The sequence below is a fragment of the Kribbella jejuensis genome, from assembly GCF_006715085.1.
Lineage (GTDB): Bacteria > Actinomycetota > Actinomycetes > Propionibacteriales > Kribbellaceae > Kribbella > Kribbella jejuensis.
In genome coordinates, this window is the sequence record NZ_VFMM01000001.1 from 383150 (window position 1) to 398316 (window position 15167).

The 15167-nt window shown below is 69.9% G+C and carries 13 protein-coding genes; 3 read left to right on the plus strand and 10 right to left on the minus strand.

Annotation, left to right across the window (positions count from 1 at the left end):
• Positions 1-31: 31 nt before the first annotated feature.
• On the minus strand, positions 32-1234 hold the full coding sequence (locus FB475_RS01800; RefSeq protein WP_141851897.1) for an acyl-CoA dehydrogenase family protein: 1203 nt from the start codon (positions 1232-1234) through the stop codon (positions 32-34).
• Positions 1234-2532 (minus strand): acyl-CoA dehydrogenase family protein, encoded by a 1299-nt coding sequence (locus FB475_RS01805; protein ID WP_141851899.1) that lies wholly within the window; start codon positions 2530-2532, stop codon positions 1234-1236. Before FB475_RS01805 ends, FB475_RS01800 begins: the two co-directional genes overlap by 1 nt.
• Positions 2533-2593: 61 nt before the next feature.
• Between FB475_RS01805 and FB475_RS01810 the strand changes: the two genes are divergently transcribed.
• The 3 genes from FB475_RS01810 to FB475_RS01820 are packed head-to-tail and all read left to right on the plus strand — an operon-like array spanning position 2594 to position 5595.
• Entirely contained in the window at positions 2594-3577 is a 984-nt protein-coding gene (locus FB475_RS01810; protein ID WP_141851901.1) for a LacI family DNA-binding transcriptional regulator, read from the plus strand.
• Positions 3578-3628: 51 nt separating this feature from the next.
• Positions 3629-4636 (plus strand): alcohol dehydrogenase catalytic domain-containing protein, encoded by a 1008-nt coding sequence (locus FB475_RS01815; RefSeq protein ID WP_141851903.1) that lies wholly within the window; start codon positions 3629-3631, stop codon positions 4634-4636.
• Positions 4633-5595 (plus strand): Gfo/Idh/MocA family protein, encoded by a 963-nt coding sequence (locus FB475_RS01820; protein WP_141851906.1) that lies wholly within the window; start codon positions 4633-4635, stop codon positions 5593-5595. The genes FB475_RS01815 and FB475_RS01820 overlap by 4 nt, the downstream gene beginning before the upstream one ends.
• On the opposite strand, the gene FB475_RS01825 is transcribed toward FB475_RS01820, so the two are convergent.
• From FB475_RS01825 to FB475_RS01860, 8 genes are all read right to left on the minus strand, one after another.
• Complete coding sequence (locus FB475_RS01825) at positions 5592-6812, minus strand: RNA polymerase sigma factor (RefSeq protein ID WP_141851908.1); 1221 nt, start codon at positions 6810-6812, stop codon at positions 5592-5594. The genes FB475_RS01820 and FB475_RS01825 overlap by 4 nt on opposite strands.
• 1 nt (position 6813) lies before the next feature.
• Positions 6814-7227: a TIGR03668 family PPOX class F420-dependent oxidoreductase gene (locus tag FB475_RS01830; RefSeq protein WP_141851911.1), complete on the minus strand. Its 414-nt coding sequence runs from the start codon at positions 7225-7227 to the stop codon at positions 6814-6816.
• A gap of 17 nt (positions 7228-7244) precedes the next feature.
• Positions 7245-8837, minus strand: coding sequence for a phytoene desaturase family protein (locus FB475_RS01835; protein ID WP_141851913.1), 1593 nt, complete (start codon positions 8835-8837; stop codon positions 7245-7247).
• Between the two features lie 132 nt (positions 8838-8969).
• Positions 8970-9794 (minus strand): HpcH/HpaI aldolase/citrate lyase family protein, encoded by an 825-nt coding sequence (locus FB475_RS01840; protein ID WP_141851914.1) that lies wholly within the window; start codon positions 9792-9794, stop codon positions 8970-8972.
• 1 nt (position 9795) lies between these two features.
• Positions 9796-10983, minus strand: coding sequence for a CaiB/BaiF CoA transferase family protein (locus tag FB475_RS01845; protein ID WP_141851916.1), 1188 nt, complete (start codon positions 10981-10983; stop codon positions 9796-9798).
• The gene (locus FB475_RS01850) at positions 10980-12968 is read right to left on the minus strand and encodes an SUMF1/EgtB/PvdO family nonheme iron enzyme (RefSeq protein ID WP_141851918.1); all 1989 of its coding nucleotides are present in this window, start codon (positions 12966-12968) and stop codon (positions 10980-10982) included. Before FB475_RS01850 ends, FB475_RS01845 begins: the two co-directional genes overlap by 4 nt.
• The gene (locus tag FB475_RS01855; RefSeq protein ID WP_141851921.1) at positions 12965-13858 is read right to left on the minus strand and encodes a ribokinase; all 894 of its coding nucleotides are present in this window, start codon (positions 13856-13858) and stop codon (positions 12965-12967) included. Before FB475_RS01855 ends, FB475_RS01850 begins: the two co-directional genes overlap by 4 nt.
• On the minus strand, positions 13848-15143 hold the full coding sequence (locus tag FB475_RS01860; RefSeq protein WP_141851923.1) for an ADP-ribosylglycohydrolase family protein: 1296 nt from the start codon (positions 15141-15143) through the stop codon (positions 13848-13850). The genes FB475_RS01855 and FB475_RS01860 overlap by 11 nt, the downstream gene beginning before the upstream one ends.
• Positions 15144-15167: the final 24 nt, after the last annotated feature.

Genomic DNA, 15167 nt, shown 5'->3' on the forward strand with positions numbered 1-15167 from the left:
TCCACCGCACCGCTCGACCGGCCGCGGGCAGTTATTTCAATTCGGATGAGGTTTTGCCCAGCAGGCGGCGGGCGACGATCAGTTGTTGGATTTGCTGGGTGCCTTCGAAGATGTCGAGGATTTTGCTGTCTCGGGACCATTTTTCTAGTAGGTGGTGTTCGGAGTAGCCGAGGGTGCTGGTCAGTTCTACGCAGCGGAGGGTTATGTCGTTGGCGGAGCGGCCGGCTTTGGCTTTGGCCATGGAGGCTTGGAGGGAGTTGGGTTGGGCGTTGTCGGCCATCCAGGCGGCTTGGAGGGTCAGCAGGTAGGCGGCTTCCCAGTCGGCTTCCATTGCCAGGTACGTAGCGGCCGCCGCGGATTGTCGGTGGGCGGGGCGGTCGTAGTCGATGTGTACGCCGGCCTCGGCCAAGAGGTCTCGCGTCAGTTCGAGGGACGCGCGGGCACAACCCACCGCCATGGCCGCGACCAACGGGCGGGTGTTGTCGAAGGTTTGCATGACGCCGGCGAAGCCTTTGTCGATGTCGGCTGTGCCCAGCAGGTTCGACACCGGGACGCGGCAATTGTCGAAGCGGATCGTGGCGGTGTCGGAGGCGCGGATGCCCAGTTTGTGCTCGAGGCGTTCGACGGTCATTCCAGGCGTGTCCTTCATGACCACGAAGGATTTGATCGCGGCGCGGCCCAGCGTTTTGTCCAGCGTTGCCCAGACGACGACCGCGTCGCAGCGGCCGCCCGCGGTGACGAAGATCTTCTCGCCGTTCAGGACATACGCGTCACCGTCGAGACGAGCGGTCGTCTGGATGTTGGCGGAGTCCGACCCGCAGCCCGGTTCGGTGATCGCCATCGCGGCCCACACGCCCTCGAAGCGCTTCAGCTGTTCGTCGGACGCGACAGACGCGATAGCCGAGTTCCCAAGGCCCTGGCGTGGCATCGACAACAGCAGGCCGACGTCGCCCCAGCACATCTCCATGATCGACAGCACCGACGACAGGTTCGACCCGTTCACCACGCCGTCCTCGGCGGCAGCGGTACGCCGTACTCCGGAAGCGCCCGCGCCCGAACCGGTGCCGGAGGCCCCCAATCCGTCGACCATCGCCGCGAGCATGTCGAGCTCGACCGGGTACTCGTGCTCGGCCAGGTCGTAGCGCCGCGAGTTCGGCCGGAGCATCTCGGCCGCGACCTGATGCGCCTGGTTGACGAAGGCCCGGAACTTGCGGGGCGTCTCGAGGTTGATCATCAGAGCAGTACCGCGCCTTCCATGATGCCGATGGCCCGCAGGTCGCGGTACCAGCGTTCGACCGGATGTTCCTTCACGAACCCGTGCCCGCCGAGCAGTTGTACGCCGTCCGTTCCGATCTGCATGCCCTTCTCCGCACACAGCCGCCGCGCCAGCGCCACCTCCCGCGCGAACGGAAGCCCTTGGGACGCACGCGATCCGGCCCGGTACGTGACCAGCTTCATGCCCTCGAGCTCGATCGCGATGTTCGCGACCATGAACGCCACCGACTGCCGATGGCTGATCGGCTCACCGAAGGCCTCGCGCTCGTTGACGTACGGCGTCACGTAGTCGAGCACCGCCCGCGCCGTCCCGAGCGCCAGTGCGCACCAGCCGAGCCGCGACAGCCGCACGCACTCCCGATAGTCGTCCGCGGTCCCGAGCGGCACCGCCGGTACGTCGGTCAGGATCACCCGGCTGAGCGACGCCGCCCGCAACCCCATCGACGGCTCCGCCTCGATCGTCACGCCCGGGTGGTCCGGCTCGACCACGAACAACCGCGGCCCGGCGTCGGTCTGCGCGCCGATCACGAACAGCTCGGCCTCGGCGGCTCGCGGTACCAACGACTTCACGCCGTTCAGCAGACCGCCCGTGAACCGCGTCCGCAGCTCGAACGGATCGAACAGCGCTCGCGGCTCGAGCAGCGCCAACGCGGCCGCCGGGACGGACGCACCGGTGAAGGCCGGCAGGTACGTCGCCTGCTGCGTCTCGTCGCCCCACAGCGAGATCGCCGTACTGACCGCGGAGGGCGCGAGGCACGCGACCGCCTGGCCCATGTCGCCGTGCGCGAGCGCCTCAGCGACCAGTACGCCGGTCATCGCGGATCGCTCGGTGACGATGCCGCCGAGCTCCTCCGGTACTTCGAGCAGGGTCAGCCCGAGCTCGGCGGACGCTTCGAGGATCTTCGGGTCCGTCGTACACGCGGTGTCGGCCGCAGCGGCAGCGGGCCGCAGTACGTCGGCGGCGAACTCACGGACGACCTCGACCATCATCTGCTGGTCCTCGGTCGGCGTCAGGTCGAGCCGTCCGGTCCCGCGGGCCGCGGGCAGCCGGGACGGCGACGCCAGCTTGGCGGCGGCGGTGAACCGCCGGGACAGCGCGCCGGCCGTCCGGAATCCGGTCTTGGTCGCCTCGAACACCGCTCGCTCGGTCGGTTTGCGCAGCCCGAGCCGGTCGATCGCCCGCCACCGGGCCAGCCGGTTCAGCAGGGCGACGCCGACACCGATGGCGTCCCGCCGGGTCCTTTCCTGAACGCTCATGCCGCTACTGTAAACCGAAGTTACAACCCAGGTCACGCCTAGCCGTTGATAACCTGACGCAATGGCGGTCAGCATGTCCGACGTGGCGCGGCACGCGGGTGTCTCGCAGCGGACCGTCTCGAACGTGGTGAACAACTACGTCCACGTCTCCCCAGCGACCCGGGCCCGAGTCCAGGCCAGCCTCGACGCGCTCGGGTACCGCCCGAACACCGCCGCCCGCCGGCTGCGCACCGGCCGGACCGGCACCGTGACCCTGGCCGTCCCGACCTTCCGCGAGCGGTACTTCGCCGACCTCGCCGAAGCGATCGTCGGCGCCGCCCGGGTCCGCGGTACGACGGTCCTCGTCGAGACCACGGGCGGTCGCCGGGAGACCGAACTCGAACTGCTCCGCGGCGGCGGCGACATCCTCACCGACGGCGTGATCATGAGCGCGGTCTCGCTCGGCCGCGGCGACCGACGCGGCGCCCATCCGGTCGTCCTGATCGGCGACCGCGAACCGGGCAGCACGATCGACCACGTCGGCATCAAGAACCGCGAGGCCGCCCAGGAAGCGGTGACGCACCTGCTCGACACCGGCCGGCGGCGGATCCTGCTGCTCGGCGCGAACCGCGGCCCGCGCAGGTCGTACCAGTTGCGCCGCCAGGGGTACCAGGCCGCCCTGAAGAAGCACGGCCTGGACGTCGATCCCGAGCTGATCGTCGACTGCGACTGGACCACTGCCGACGCGGCCGTCGCGGTCACGCGTACCTTCAAGGGTCTGAAGCCGGACGGCATTTTCGCGATGAACGACTCGGCTGCGCTCGGTGCGCTCCGGGCGCTGCGCCGCGGCGGGGTCGACGTGCCGCGGGAGGTCTCGGTGATCGGGTTCGACGACATCGTCGAGTCCGGGTTGTCGACGCCGACGCTGAGTACGGTCGCGCCGCTGCTCGACGAGATCGCCGCCAGCGCGCTGGACCTGCTCGAGGAGCAGCTCGCCGAGGACCACGTACCGCAGCACCGCATGGCCGGTTACGAGCTCCGGCTCCGGGAGAGCTCGACCCGCTGACCCGTGCGAGCTCTTGTGGCCTGGATTTGCTACGTAGTAAATTCCGGCAGCATGACGCGCACCGCCCTCGCCCCGACGTTCACCGGAGCCGGAAAGATCGAGTTCGCGGCCCACGACTACCCCGATCCCGGCCCCGGGCAGTTGCTGCTCGCGGTCCAGGCCAACGCACTCTGCGGCACCGATCGGCATCAGTACTACGACGGTTCGTCCGTCGTACCCGGCCACGAAGCGGCCGGCACCGTGATCGTCACCGGCGAAGGCACAAACACCGCCGTTGGCACTCGCGGCGCCGTGTTCCTGATGGACTTCTGCGGCGGGTGCCGCAGTTGCCGGTACGGCGCCACCAACCAGTGCTTCGCGAAACGCGCCGACATGGGGTTCACCCACGACGGCGGCTACGGCCCGTACGAAATCGTCCACGAGTCGAACTTCTTCCCGATCACTGACGACATCGAGATCGGCAACGCCACGATGCTGCTCGACGTGATGGGCACCAGCAGCCACGCGCTCGGCCGCGCTGCGCTGGTCCGGCAGGACGTGGAGAGTGTGTACATCGCCGGCGCCGGGCCGATCGGGCTCGGGCTGACCGTGATGAGCAAACTGACGTACGGCGCCGACGTGCCGGTCTACATCTCCGACCTGTCCCGGTGGCGCCTCGAGTTCGCGGAGTCGTTCGGGGCGATTCCGTTGATGGTCGGCAATCTGCAGGCGGCGGGGAACCCCGACATCGCGTTCGACGCGTCCGGGAAGGCGTCCGCCCGACGCGCGGCGCTCGACATCATCAGCAAGCGTGGGGCGCTGATCTGCGTCGGGCACGGCGAAGGCCTGACGCTGAACGTGTCCGACGATCTGATCAGCCCGGAGCACGCGGTGCTCGGCAGCGAGTACTTCCGGTACGACGAACTGCCAGGCAATCTGGCGTTGCTCTCGGAGCACCAGGAGCTGATCTCCCAGGTGATCAGTCATCGCTTCCCGGTCGCCGACATCGCTGAGGCGTTCCGGTTGTTCATGAGCGGCGAGACCGGCAAGGTCGTCGTCACGCAGGAGGGAGCCGTATGAGGGTCGCGGTCGTCGGCGCCGGCGGTTGGGGCGAGCACCACGCCCGGATCTTCTCCCGGCGCGAGGACACCGAACTGGTCGCCGTTGTCGGCCGTACGCCTGACCGCACCCGGGCGCGCGCGGACAAGTACGGCACCACGCCGTACACGGACCTCGACCTGATGCTGGAGCGCGAGCGGCCCGAGTTGATCACGGTCTGCCTGCCGAACGAGGAGCATTACGAGGTCACGCTCAAGCTCGTCCACACCGGTATCCCACTGCTCGTCGAGAAGCCGCTGGTCTTCGATCTCGCAGAAGCCGACACGCTGCTCAACGATGCCGGAGGCAACTTCTTCGCGATCAACTTCAACCACCGGTACGCCGAACCCGTCCAGCGCGCCAAGGCGCTGATCGACGCCGGCGAGCTCGGTGACCTGATCTTCGCGACCTGGCGCTTCGGCGGCGAGGCCAACCATGGCAACTCCCCGCACGCGAACCTGATCGAGACGCAATGCCATGGCTTCGACATGCTCGAACACCTGGTCGGGCCGATCTCCGCCGTGTCCGCGCACATGACCAACAAGACGTACGGCGCGTTCAGCACGATCGCGCTGGCACTCGACTTCGAGAACCGCGCGGTCGGCACGATGCTCGGCACGTACGACTCGTCGTACGCCTACCCGGACACCCAACACATCGAGATCAACGGCACCGAGGGCCGCCTCGTCATCCACGACACCGTCCGCGCGCTGACCTTCTCCAAACCCGGCGACCCGGTAGAACAACGCTGGCACTCCACCTACTTCGACGACGAATCCCGCACCTTCGCCGCCACCTTCGACCGCCACGTAGACGCGCTCCTGCAGTCCCTGAAAGCCGGCAACCCCCCACCCGTCCCCGCCGAAGCCGGCCGCCGAGCCCTCCAACTGGCCCACGCCGCCATCGAATCCCACAAAACCGGCCGCCGCGTCAGCACCTAGAGCTTGTCAGCCTTGGCCTGGAGGTAGCGCTGTTCGGGGAGGCTGGTGGTGCGGCGGGCTGCGGCCAGGTAGTGGTCGCGGGCTTTCACCGGTTCGCCGAGGCGTTCGTAGAGGTGGGCTCGGACCGCGTCGAGGCGGTGGGTTTCGCTGATGTTCTTGTCGTCGGCGATGGTGTCGAGGAGGTCGAGACCAGCTTGCGGACTTTCGATCTGGGCCAGGGCGATGGCCCGGTTGAGCGTGACCATCGGATTCGGGGCGTACTTCTCGAGGACCAGGTAGAGGGCGTGGATCTGGCGCCAGTCGGTCTCGGCCGCGCTCGGGGCCTCGGCGTGGACGGCGGCGATCGCGGCCTGGAGCTGGTACGGGCCGACCGTGCCCTGCTGCAGCGTGTGCAGGATCAGGTCGGCGCCCTCGCGGATCTGCTCGCGGTCCCACAGCGAGCGGTCCTGCTCGTCGAGCGGTACCAGCCCACCGTCCGCGGTCGTCCGGGCGGCACGCCGGGAATCGGTGAGGAGCATCAACGCGAGCAGCCCCGCCACCTCGCCGTCGTCCGGCAGCGCCGTACGCAGCATGCGCGCCAGCCGGATCGCCTCGGCGGTCAGCTCGACGCGTTGCAACTCCTCCCCCGAGCTGGCCGTGTAGCCCTCGTTGAAGATCAGGTAGAGCACCTGCAGTACGACGCGCAGCCGGTCGGCCTGCTCCGCTTCCGGCGGCAGCTCGAAACGGCTGCCGGCCGCCTTGATGCTCTTCTTCGCCCGGCTGATCCGCGGCGCCATCGTTGCCTCTGGCACCATGAAGGCGCGGGCGATCTCCGCCGTCGTCAGACCGCCGACGGCCCGCAACGTCAACGCCACTTGGGATGCGGGTGTAACCGCGGGGTGACAACACAGGAACAGCAACGTCAACGTGTCGTCGGTGTCCGGCATCTCGTCCACATCGGCGCCCGGGGCAACCAACTCCTCCGGTCCGGCCATCGCCGCCAGGTTGTCCTCGCGCCGCCGCCGCGCGCTCTCGCTGCGGAACGCGTCGGTCAGCCGCCGCGTCGCGACCGTGATCAACCAGCCGCGTGGATTCGCCGGTACGCCGTCCACCGGCCACTGCGTCGCCGCCGCCAGTAGCGCCTCCTGTACGGCGTCCTCGCACAGGTCGAACTGCCCGTGCCGCCGCGCCAGGAACCCCAGCACCTGGGGCGCGAGCTCCCTCAACAACTGGTCCATGTCACTCCCCTTGATACGACCAGCCCGACCATCCGTCAGCCCGGATCACGATCACCGGACCCTGCGGCGGATCGGCCTCGTACTGCGGGTACTTGGCGACCAGCAGTCCGACTGCCGACGCGTTCTCGGGCACCACGTGCGCCGCCCCGTCCACGCGGACCCACCACAGATGCGTCCAGTCCTCGTCGTATTCGTCCACAAGCAGCGCGACCTCCGGGTGCGCCGCGATGTTCCGCAACCGCTTCAGCGCGGTCGTCGACTTCGGCTTCTGGTCGACCGCGACGAACAGTTCGTCGCCGTGGACGGCGTAGGTCACCGGGACGAGGTGCGGGCGCAGGTCAGCCCCGACGGTCGCCAACCGGCCGACCCGGCCTGCCGCGACGCGCGCCCTGCACACTGCCTCGTCCAACCGCATCCCCCGACCCTAAGGCGTCAGCGCTGGAGGTGGCGAAGGGCGGCGGTCGGAAGTTTGCGGGTCAACGGGCCGAGCAACGACGCGTCGCGGAGCGCGGTACGAGCGGCGAGGTGACCGCACGCGCCGTGGACACCGCCCCCGGGGTGGATCGCCGAGCTGCCGAGGTACAGGCCGTCGACGAACGTCCGCGCGCTGCCCAGGCCGATCGTCGGCCGGAACACCAACTGCTGGTGCAGCTGCATCGTCCCGCCACCGAGCGCACCGAAGCCGAGCGCGGCGTCCGCTGACTCCAGCCCGGACGGCCGCTGCAGGTCGCGCCCGACCACCAGGTCACCGAACCCGGGCGCGAACCGCTCGATCGCGCGTTCCATCCGCCCGGCCAGCTTCTCCGCGGACGCGTCGTCGGCGATCCCGCGCGGCAGATGCGCGTACGCCCAGACGGCTTCCGCGCCCGCGGGCGACCGCGACGCGTCGGACTTCGTGGTCTGCCCGATCAGCAGGAACGGCTGCGAGGGCACTCGCCCGGTGTCGAGGTCGGCCGACAGGTGCACCAGGTCGTCCGCCGTACCGCCGAGATGGACGACGCCGGCCGAGTGCGCCTCGACCGCCTTCCACGGGATCGGCCCGCTCAGCCGGAAGTTCAGCTTGACGGTCGGATAGTCCCACTCGAAGCGCTCGTCCAGGTCCCGCCGCAACCCAGCCGGAATGAGTGCCTCCGGCAACAGTTTGCCGTACAGGACCGGCGCGGAGGTATCCGCGATCACAGCCCGCTCGACGGTGACGACCTCGCCCGAACCAGTCCGTACGGCGGTGACGCGGCCACCGGAGACGTCGACACCGGTCACCGGCAGGCCCCGGACGAGGAGCGCCCCGGCCCGCTCGGCCCGGCGTACGAGCGCGCCGGACAGCGCGGACGAGCCGCCGGCCGCCACCGGGAACCCGACATCCTGCGCCAGCATCGCGAGCAGCCAGCCCATCGTGCCGCTGACGCTGCCTGCCAGCGGGGCATCGGCGTGCAGCGCGTTCCCGGCGAGGATCGCGGGTCCCTGCCGCCCGTCGAACAGCTCCTGGCCCATCCGGTGCATCGGCATCGCCATGAACCGCGCGAACCGCAGCAGCTCCCCTGCCGAGCCGAGCTTGCGCACCAGCTTCAGCCCTGGGCCGACCGGCGGCCAGGTGGTGAGCAGCGCGTTCAGCAGTGGCTCGCGGATCGACACGTACTGCTGGTAGAGCCGCAACCAGGCGTCACCGTCGCCGGGGTGCTCCGCGCCGAGCGACTTCGCGGTGTCCTCCGGGTCCGGGTGGATCGCGGCGGCGGCGCCGTCCTCGTCGAGCAGATGCACCAGCGGGAGCGGCGCGTGCGACCACTTCAGTCCGAACTTCTCCAGCTCCAGCGCGCGGATCACCGGCGACGCGACCCCGAGCGGGTAGTTCGAACTGAAACGATCGCTGATCCAGCCGCCGTCCTCGGCCGACCGGACGGCCCCACCGAACGTGTCGGCGGCCTCCAGGACGAGCACGTCCCAGCCCGCGTCGGCAAGCGTGATCGCACTCACCAGCCCGTTCGGCCCGGAACCGATCACCACGGCATCAACACTGCGCGGCAGCATGCCTACGACCTTAGCCGACGGTCGTCGCCGGACCTGTGGCACTCACCAACGTGCGCCGAAGCGCGTGTCGGACCGCCTGCTGAGCGTGCGCACGCGAGACGGCCGCGGCTTGGTGAGTGGCGCAGGTCCGCATCAGCGCCGGGATTCGATCTCTCGCATCAACGCCGTGACCTCGCGGGCGCGGCCGATCATCGCCGGATCGACCATCCGGCCGTCTGGGAGCACCAGGACGCCGCCGTTCGTCACATCGGCCTTCTCTACTGCTGCCAGCAGCTCCTCCGCCGCCGTCACCTGCGCGGGCGTCGGCGTGAACGCTTCCACGATCGTCGACAGCTGCCGAGGGTGGATCGCGGTACGGCCGACGAATCCGAGCGCCCGGCCTTCCTGTGAGGTCTTCCGCAGACCGTCGAGGTCGTGGACATTCGGGTAGACCGACATCATCGGGGCGCCCAGACCGGCGGCTCGGGAGGCTGAGACGAGTCGTGCGCGTGACCAGGCGAGACCCGCGGGGCTGTCGACTCCCAGTGCGCTGGACAGGTCCGCTTCGCCGAGGGCGACCGCTACCACCCGCGGGTCGGCGGTCGCGATCTCGAAGGCTCGCTCAACCCCCAACGGCGACTCGATCAGGGCCGTGATCCTTGCCGAAGGCACCTTTTCCAGTACGGCGTGCACGTCGGCGGCGCTTTCCACCTTGGGCACCCGCAACCGCACCGACGGGACGGCGCAGATCGCGGCCAGGTCGTCCGCGATCCACGGCGAATGCAACGCGTTCACCCGGATCTCCACCGGACCCGACGCATTCGCGGCCACCCACGCGACCGCCCAGCCGCGGGCGTCCGCCTTGTCGGCGACCGGTACCGCGTCCTCCAGGTCGAACACCACCAGATCGGGGTCCGCGGCAACAGCTTTCGCGAACCGGTCCGGCCGGTTGGCCGGCACGTACAGTGCGGTCAGCATGTCACACCACGCCGGCCGCGCGCAGGGCCGCCAGTTGGTCGGGCGTGACGCCGATCTCGGCGAGCACCTCGTCGGTGTTCGCGCCGTGCGGCCGCCCGGCCCACTTGATCTCCCCCGGCGACTCGGACAGCCGGAACAACACGTTCTGCATCGCCACCGGCCCGCCGAGCTCGTCGTCGTCGACGCTGACGATCGTCCCGAGCGCGGCGTACTGCGGATCGCTGACGATGCCGCGGATGTCGTGCACCGGCCCGACCGCGGCCTCGGCCTTCTCGAACTCCTCCATCACGAGCTCCAGCGGCCGCTCCGCGATCCACGACCCGACCGCGTCGTCCAGCTCGTCGGCGTGCTCCGCCCGCTCCCGGCCCGTCGCGAACCACGGCTGCGCGACCAGGTCCGGACGCCCGACCAGCGTGACGACCCGCTCGGCGATGCTCTGCGAACTGGTCGACACAGCCACCCACCGACCGTCGGCCGTCTTGTACACGTTCCGCGGGGCGTTGTTCGACGACCGGTTCCCGAGCCGCGGCTGCACGTACCCGGTCTGCTGGTACGCCGTGATGCCGCCGCCGAGCATCATCAGGATCGGCTCGATGATCGCCATGTCGATCACCTGCCCGGCCCCGGAGCGATCCCGCTCACGCAACGCGACCAGTACGGCGTACGCGGTGGCCAGCGCGGTGATCCCGTCCGCGAGCCCGAACGGCGGCAGCGTCGGCGGACCGTCCGGCTCCCCGGTCACCGCCGCGAACCCGCTCATCGCCTCCGCCAGCGACCCGAATCCGGGCCGCCGGGACCACGGCCCGACCTGCCCGAACGCGGTCACCCGCGCGATCACCAGCCGCGGATTCGCCTCCAGCAACACGTCCGGCCCGAGACCCCAGCGCTCCAACGTTCCCGGCCGGAAGTTCTCCACCAGAACGTCATGCGAACGGACCAGCGACAGAAACACGTCGCGACCACGGGACAGGTCCAGCGTCGCGAGCCGCTTGTTCCGGCCCAGGGTCTTGAACCACAGCCCGACCCCGTCCTTCGACGCGCCGTGCGTGCGCGCGGCATCAGGCCGGGACGGGTGCTCGATCTTCGTGACGTCGGCACCGAAGTCGCCGAGGAAGGTCGCCGCCAGCGGCCCCGCGAACAGCGTCGCCGCCTCCAGCACCTTCACGCCCTCGAGCGGAGCAGGCCTCATCCGGCACACCGGAAACCGATGCTCGACGAGCGGTCCAGGCCGCCGCCGGTGAGCACCAGTTTGAAGCTGACCTCCGGCTCCTGCGGACCGCCGTCGGCGTACCAGTCGGAGCCCTCGGCGCGATAGTGCGAGCCGCCCTTCAGGATGCAGAACCGGCTGCGTCCGTCGCGGTACTCGCTCTCGGTCAGGTTCCACACCAGCGGTTCCAGCCGCCGGAAGCCGTCGATCCCCGCCGCGACCTGCCACTCGTCCTCAGTGGGCAGGCGGCCGCCGCGCCAGGCGGCGTAGGCCCGCGCGTCCGGAAGGTCGACGTACGTCACCGGCTGGTCCTCGGTCCCGGGCACCGGCGCGCCGTCGGCCCAGTGCTTGAGGAACCGGTTCGCAACCAGCGGCCGGTAACCGGTCGCCTGCAGGAACTCGAGGTATTCCGCGTTGGTCACCTCCGCGACCGCCACCGAGACCCCCGGCAGCGAGACCTCGCGCGTCACGGTCTGGATGTCGTGCAGGCGCGGCGGCAGCGGCTTCCATTCCTCGACGTACGGCGCGGTGTCGTACAGCCCGGTCTCCCGCCGCCGGTGCCGCACGGTCAGAGTGCGCTCCCCGGCCAGTACGTCGACCGTCGCACCGATCGCAGCCTCACCGGACACAGTCGGTACGGGGACCAAGGCCGCCGGGCGCATCGGGAACGCGGACTCGCGGACGTGCTCCCGCGGCATCGTGCCGAGCCGGCGCGCGGTGGCCCGGCAGGACGCGCCGGCGGTCGCGCCGACCCGCACGATCCCGGCCACGCCACGGCCCGGTACGACCAGGTGGACGCCGTCGTCGTCCGCGGTGATCGGGACGCCCGACGTCACGTCGTACCAGTCCCCGACCTGGTCCTCCGAGCGCAGCACGATGCCCTCGAAGTCCTCCTCGTCGCGGTTGATCAGCGTCCAGAACGTGATGTCGGCCAGATCGAAGCGGGACCCGTAGACGCCGTGGTCGCGGGCCTTCTCCGGGATCTCCGGCGTCAGCTGGATCCAGTCGCCGCCGATCAGCACCGGTGCGAACGCACGCTGCGCCGCGACCATGCGGCGCAGCGTCGCGCGATCGCGGGCGTTCCAGCCGACCCAGGCCGAGAACACCGACTCCCAGACCAGCATGCCGACGCCGTTCACCCACGCCGACTGCAGCTCGTCGCTGTGGTCCCGATTCCACCGGCGGGTGTGGTGCATCATGTGCCGGCGCTCGAACAGGTGCGCGCGCAGGACGCCGGGCGCGTGCGTGTCGGCGAACCACTGCGCCCAGGACAGCGCGTGGTCGCTGATCCTTGCCATCGGCAACCGTGACTCGCCCTCGAACGCGATCGCCGGATTCGCCGCGCGCAGCGCACGGGTGAAGGCCGGATCGCCCTCCTTCAACGTGTCCAGGAAGACACCGTCGACCGCGTAGTCGCTGACCAGCGCGGCGAACTCGTCCGCGTCCGAACGAGCCGCCCGGCGAGTGCCCACGTCCCACGGGTTGTAGTCGAAGAACACCTTCAGCCCGAGCCGGTGCAGGTCGTCGATCAACGACCGCAGACCCGGTACGTCGCGGTAGAAGTCGAACTGGTTCCGGTCGTCGATCCCGATCACCGGGTACGCGTGCCAGAGCACGATCGCGTCGTACCCGCCGAACTCTGCGATGCCGTGCTCGACGAACCTCTCCGGCGTGAACTCGCCGGTGTCAACGTTGTACAGCAGGTCGTCCCAGAGCCAGACGAGCGCCACCGAGTACGCCGTCTGGGTCCACTCGCGACCGGGTTCCTCGTAGTGCGACCCGTCGTACCGGGTCCGTTCGAAGGCGCCGTACCGCCACTCGGCCAGCCGGGCGCGCCAGCGTGGCAGCTCGGACGGGTCCTCCGGGGCGCCGAGGATCTTGGCGTCGTCCAGGAAGGACAGGTCGGCCCCGGGCCCGAGTTCGACCGTCGCCGGAAGGTCGATGGGCCGGGGTTCGAGCGGATTCACAGGTATACCTCCGCATAATGCGCGTCGATTGCATCCCCGTGAGGCACCGAAGGAATCGCCCCCGCCGCCTGAACACTCAATGAAGCAGCAACGTTAGCGCGTCGGACCGCGTTCGTCAGGTCGCTTGCCGTGATCGAGTCGTTAGCTGACGCGGTAACGAGGGTCGCCGCCAGCACTCCACAGAACGTGTCCCCCGCGGCGGTCGTGTCGACCACCTCGACGGGTACGCCGGGAACCTCGATCTCGTCGGCGTTCTGCGTCAGGATCACCGCGCCCGCACCGCCCAGCGTGACCACCGCGGCCGGGACCTTCTTGAGCAGCGCGGACCGGTCCGGCCCGGCGATCGCCTCGGCCTCGGTCTCGTTCACCACCAGCAGGTCGACCTCGGCGAGCAGGTCGTCGGACAGCTCCGCGGCCGGGGCTGCGTTCAGGATGAAGTACGCCGACGCGGCGGCCGCGGACTGCACGGTCGCGAACGGGATCTCCAATTGGGAAAGCACGATTTTCGCCCGACCGACAGCGGCCAGCGCCTCCGCGGACAAGGTCAGCTCGCCGTTCGCGCCGGGTGCGACGACGATCGCGTTCTCGCCGGTCTCGTCGACGGTGATGATCGCCGTACCGGTCGGGGCGTCGCTGGTGGTCGCAAGCGACAGGTCGACGCCGTCGAGCGCATCCCGCAACAAAGCGCCGCCCTCGTCGTCGCCGAGCGCCACGACCATCGCCGTACGGGCGCCGGCGCGGGCGGACGCGACTGCCTGGTTCGCGCCCTTGCCACCCGGACCGCGGGTCATCAGCCCGGCCAGGACCGTCTCACCCGGGCGCGGGATGCGCTGGACCGGCAGGACCAGGTCCACGTTCGCGCTTCCTACTACGACAACGTCAGGCTCCACCCCGGGCCACCTCCACAGTCCGCCGCGCCAGCTCGTCGATCGCGATCTGGTTCATCCCCGGGAGACTTGTGGTCACCCGGTTGTCCAGTGGTGTGGACCACTCTGCCGGAACCCCGCGCGTCGCGCCAAAAACCGCGCCGACGGTGGCACCGGCCGAGTCCGTGTCCCAGCCACCCATCACCGCCCGGCCGATCGCGCTACCGAAATCCGGAGCCGTCAGAGCATAGGCGGTCAGCGCGGTGTTGTTCACCGCGTGCACCCAGTGCAGATCGCCGTACTCCGCGTGCAAGGCGTCGAGCGCCTCGTCGAGCTTGGCGTCGGCCAGCGTCAGTCCGAAGCGGACCGCGCGGGCGATCGCGCCGTGCTCGCCGATCACCGCCAGACCGGCGGTCGCGGCCTCGACCGGATCGTCCAGGACGAGCGCGGCAGCCGACATCGCGGCGACCCAGAGTGCGCCGTCGACACCGGCACCGGTGTGGCTCAGCCGGGCGTCGACGAGCGCGAGCCGCGCGGCCGCCGTACGGTCGCCGGGATGCGCCCAGCCGTACGCATCGGTCCGGATCTGCGCGCCGATCCACTCTCGGAACGGGTTGCCGACCACCGCCGCGCGGGCCGGCTCGACACCTTCCAGAAGGTTGCGGTAGGCAACACGTTCGGCGGTGAACACGCGGCCGGTCGGCAGCTCCTCGAGCCAGCTCTGCGCCACGTCCTCGGTGCTCAGCCCGGGTCCGAAGCGTTCCATCATCAGCAGCGCGAGGATGGCGAAGTTGATGTCGTCGTCCTCGGGCATCCCGTCGATGACCTCACGCAGACTGGTCGGCTTCGACCGCCGGTTCCACGGCCAGCGCTGCTGGACGTCGTCCGGTACGCCGACCGCGGTGATGTACTGCGACAGCGGCCACTGGTCCGAGCTGACCAGGATCTCCCGGATGCCTTCGCGCGGGATCTTCTCGACCGGCTTGCCGAGCAGGTTGCCGGCGCAGCGGCCGAGCCAGGCGTTCAGAGTGCGAGTCTCGTCGGCCTGCCCCGGAAGCTTCGGCACGTCCGGGATGGTGGGCTCGTGCCAGCCCCCCGTCCTGGTGTCGAGCACCTCCATCAGCTCTTTCGCGAGCGCGCGCAGCGCGGGTGGCGCCGGCTCGTCGGTGGCACCGGAGACCGGCGCGTCCGTCGTACCGCCGGCGGCGATCCAGCGCGCCTGCACGTCGGTGACGTCGATGCCCTCGGACCGCGCCTGCACCAACTGATGTGGCAGCAGATCCTCCGGCTGCACCCACGACAATCTCATCGCTTCAGTTCCTCCAGCACTTCG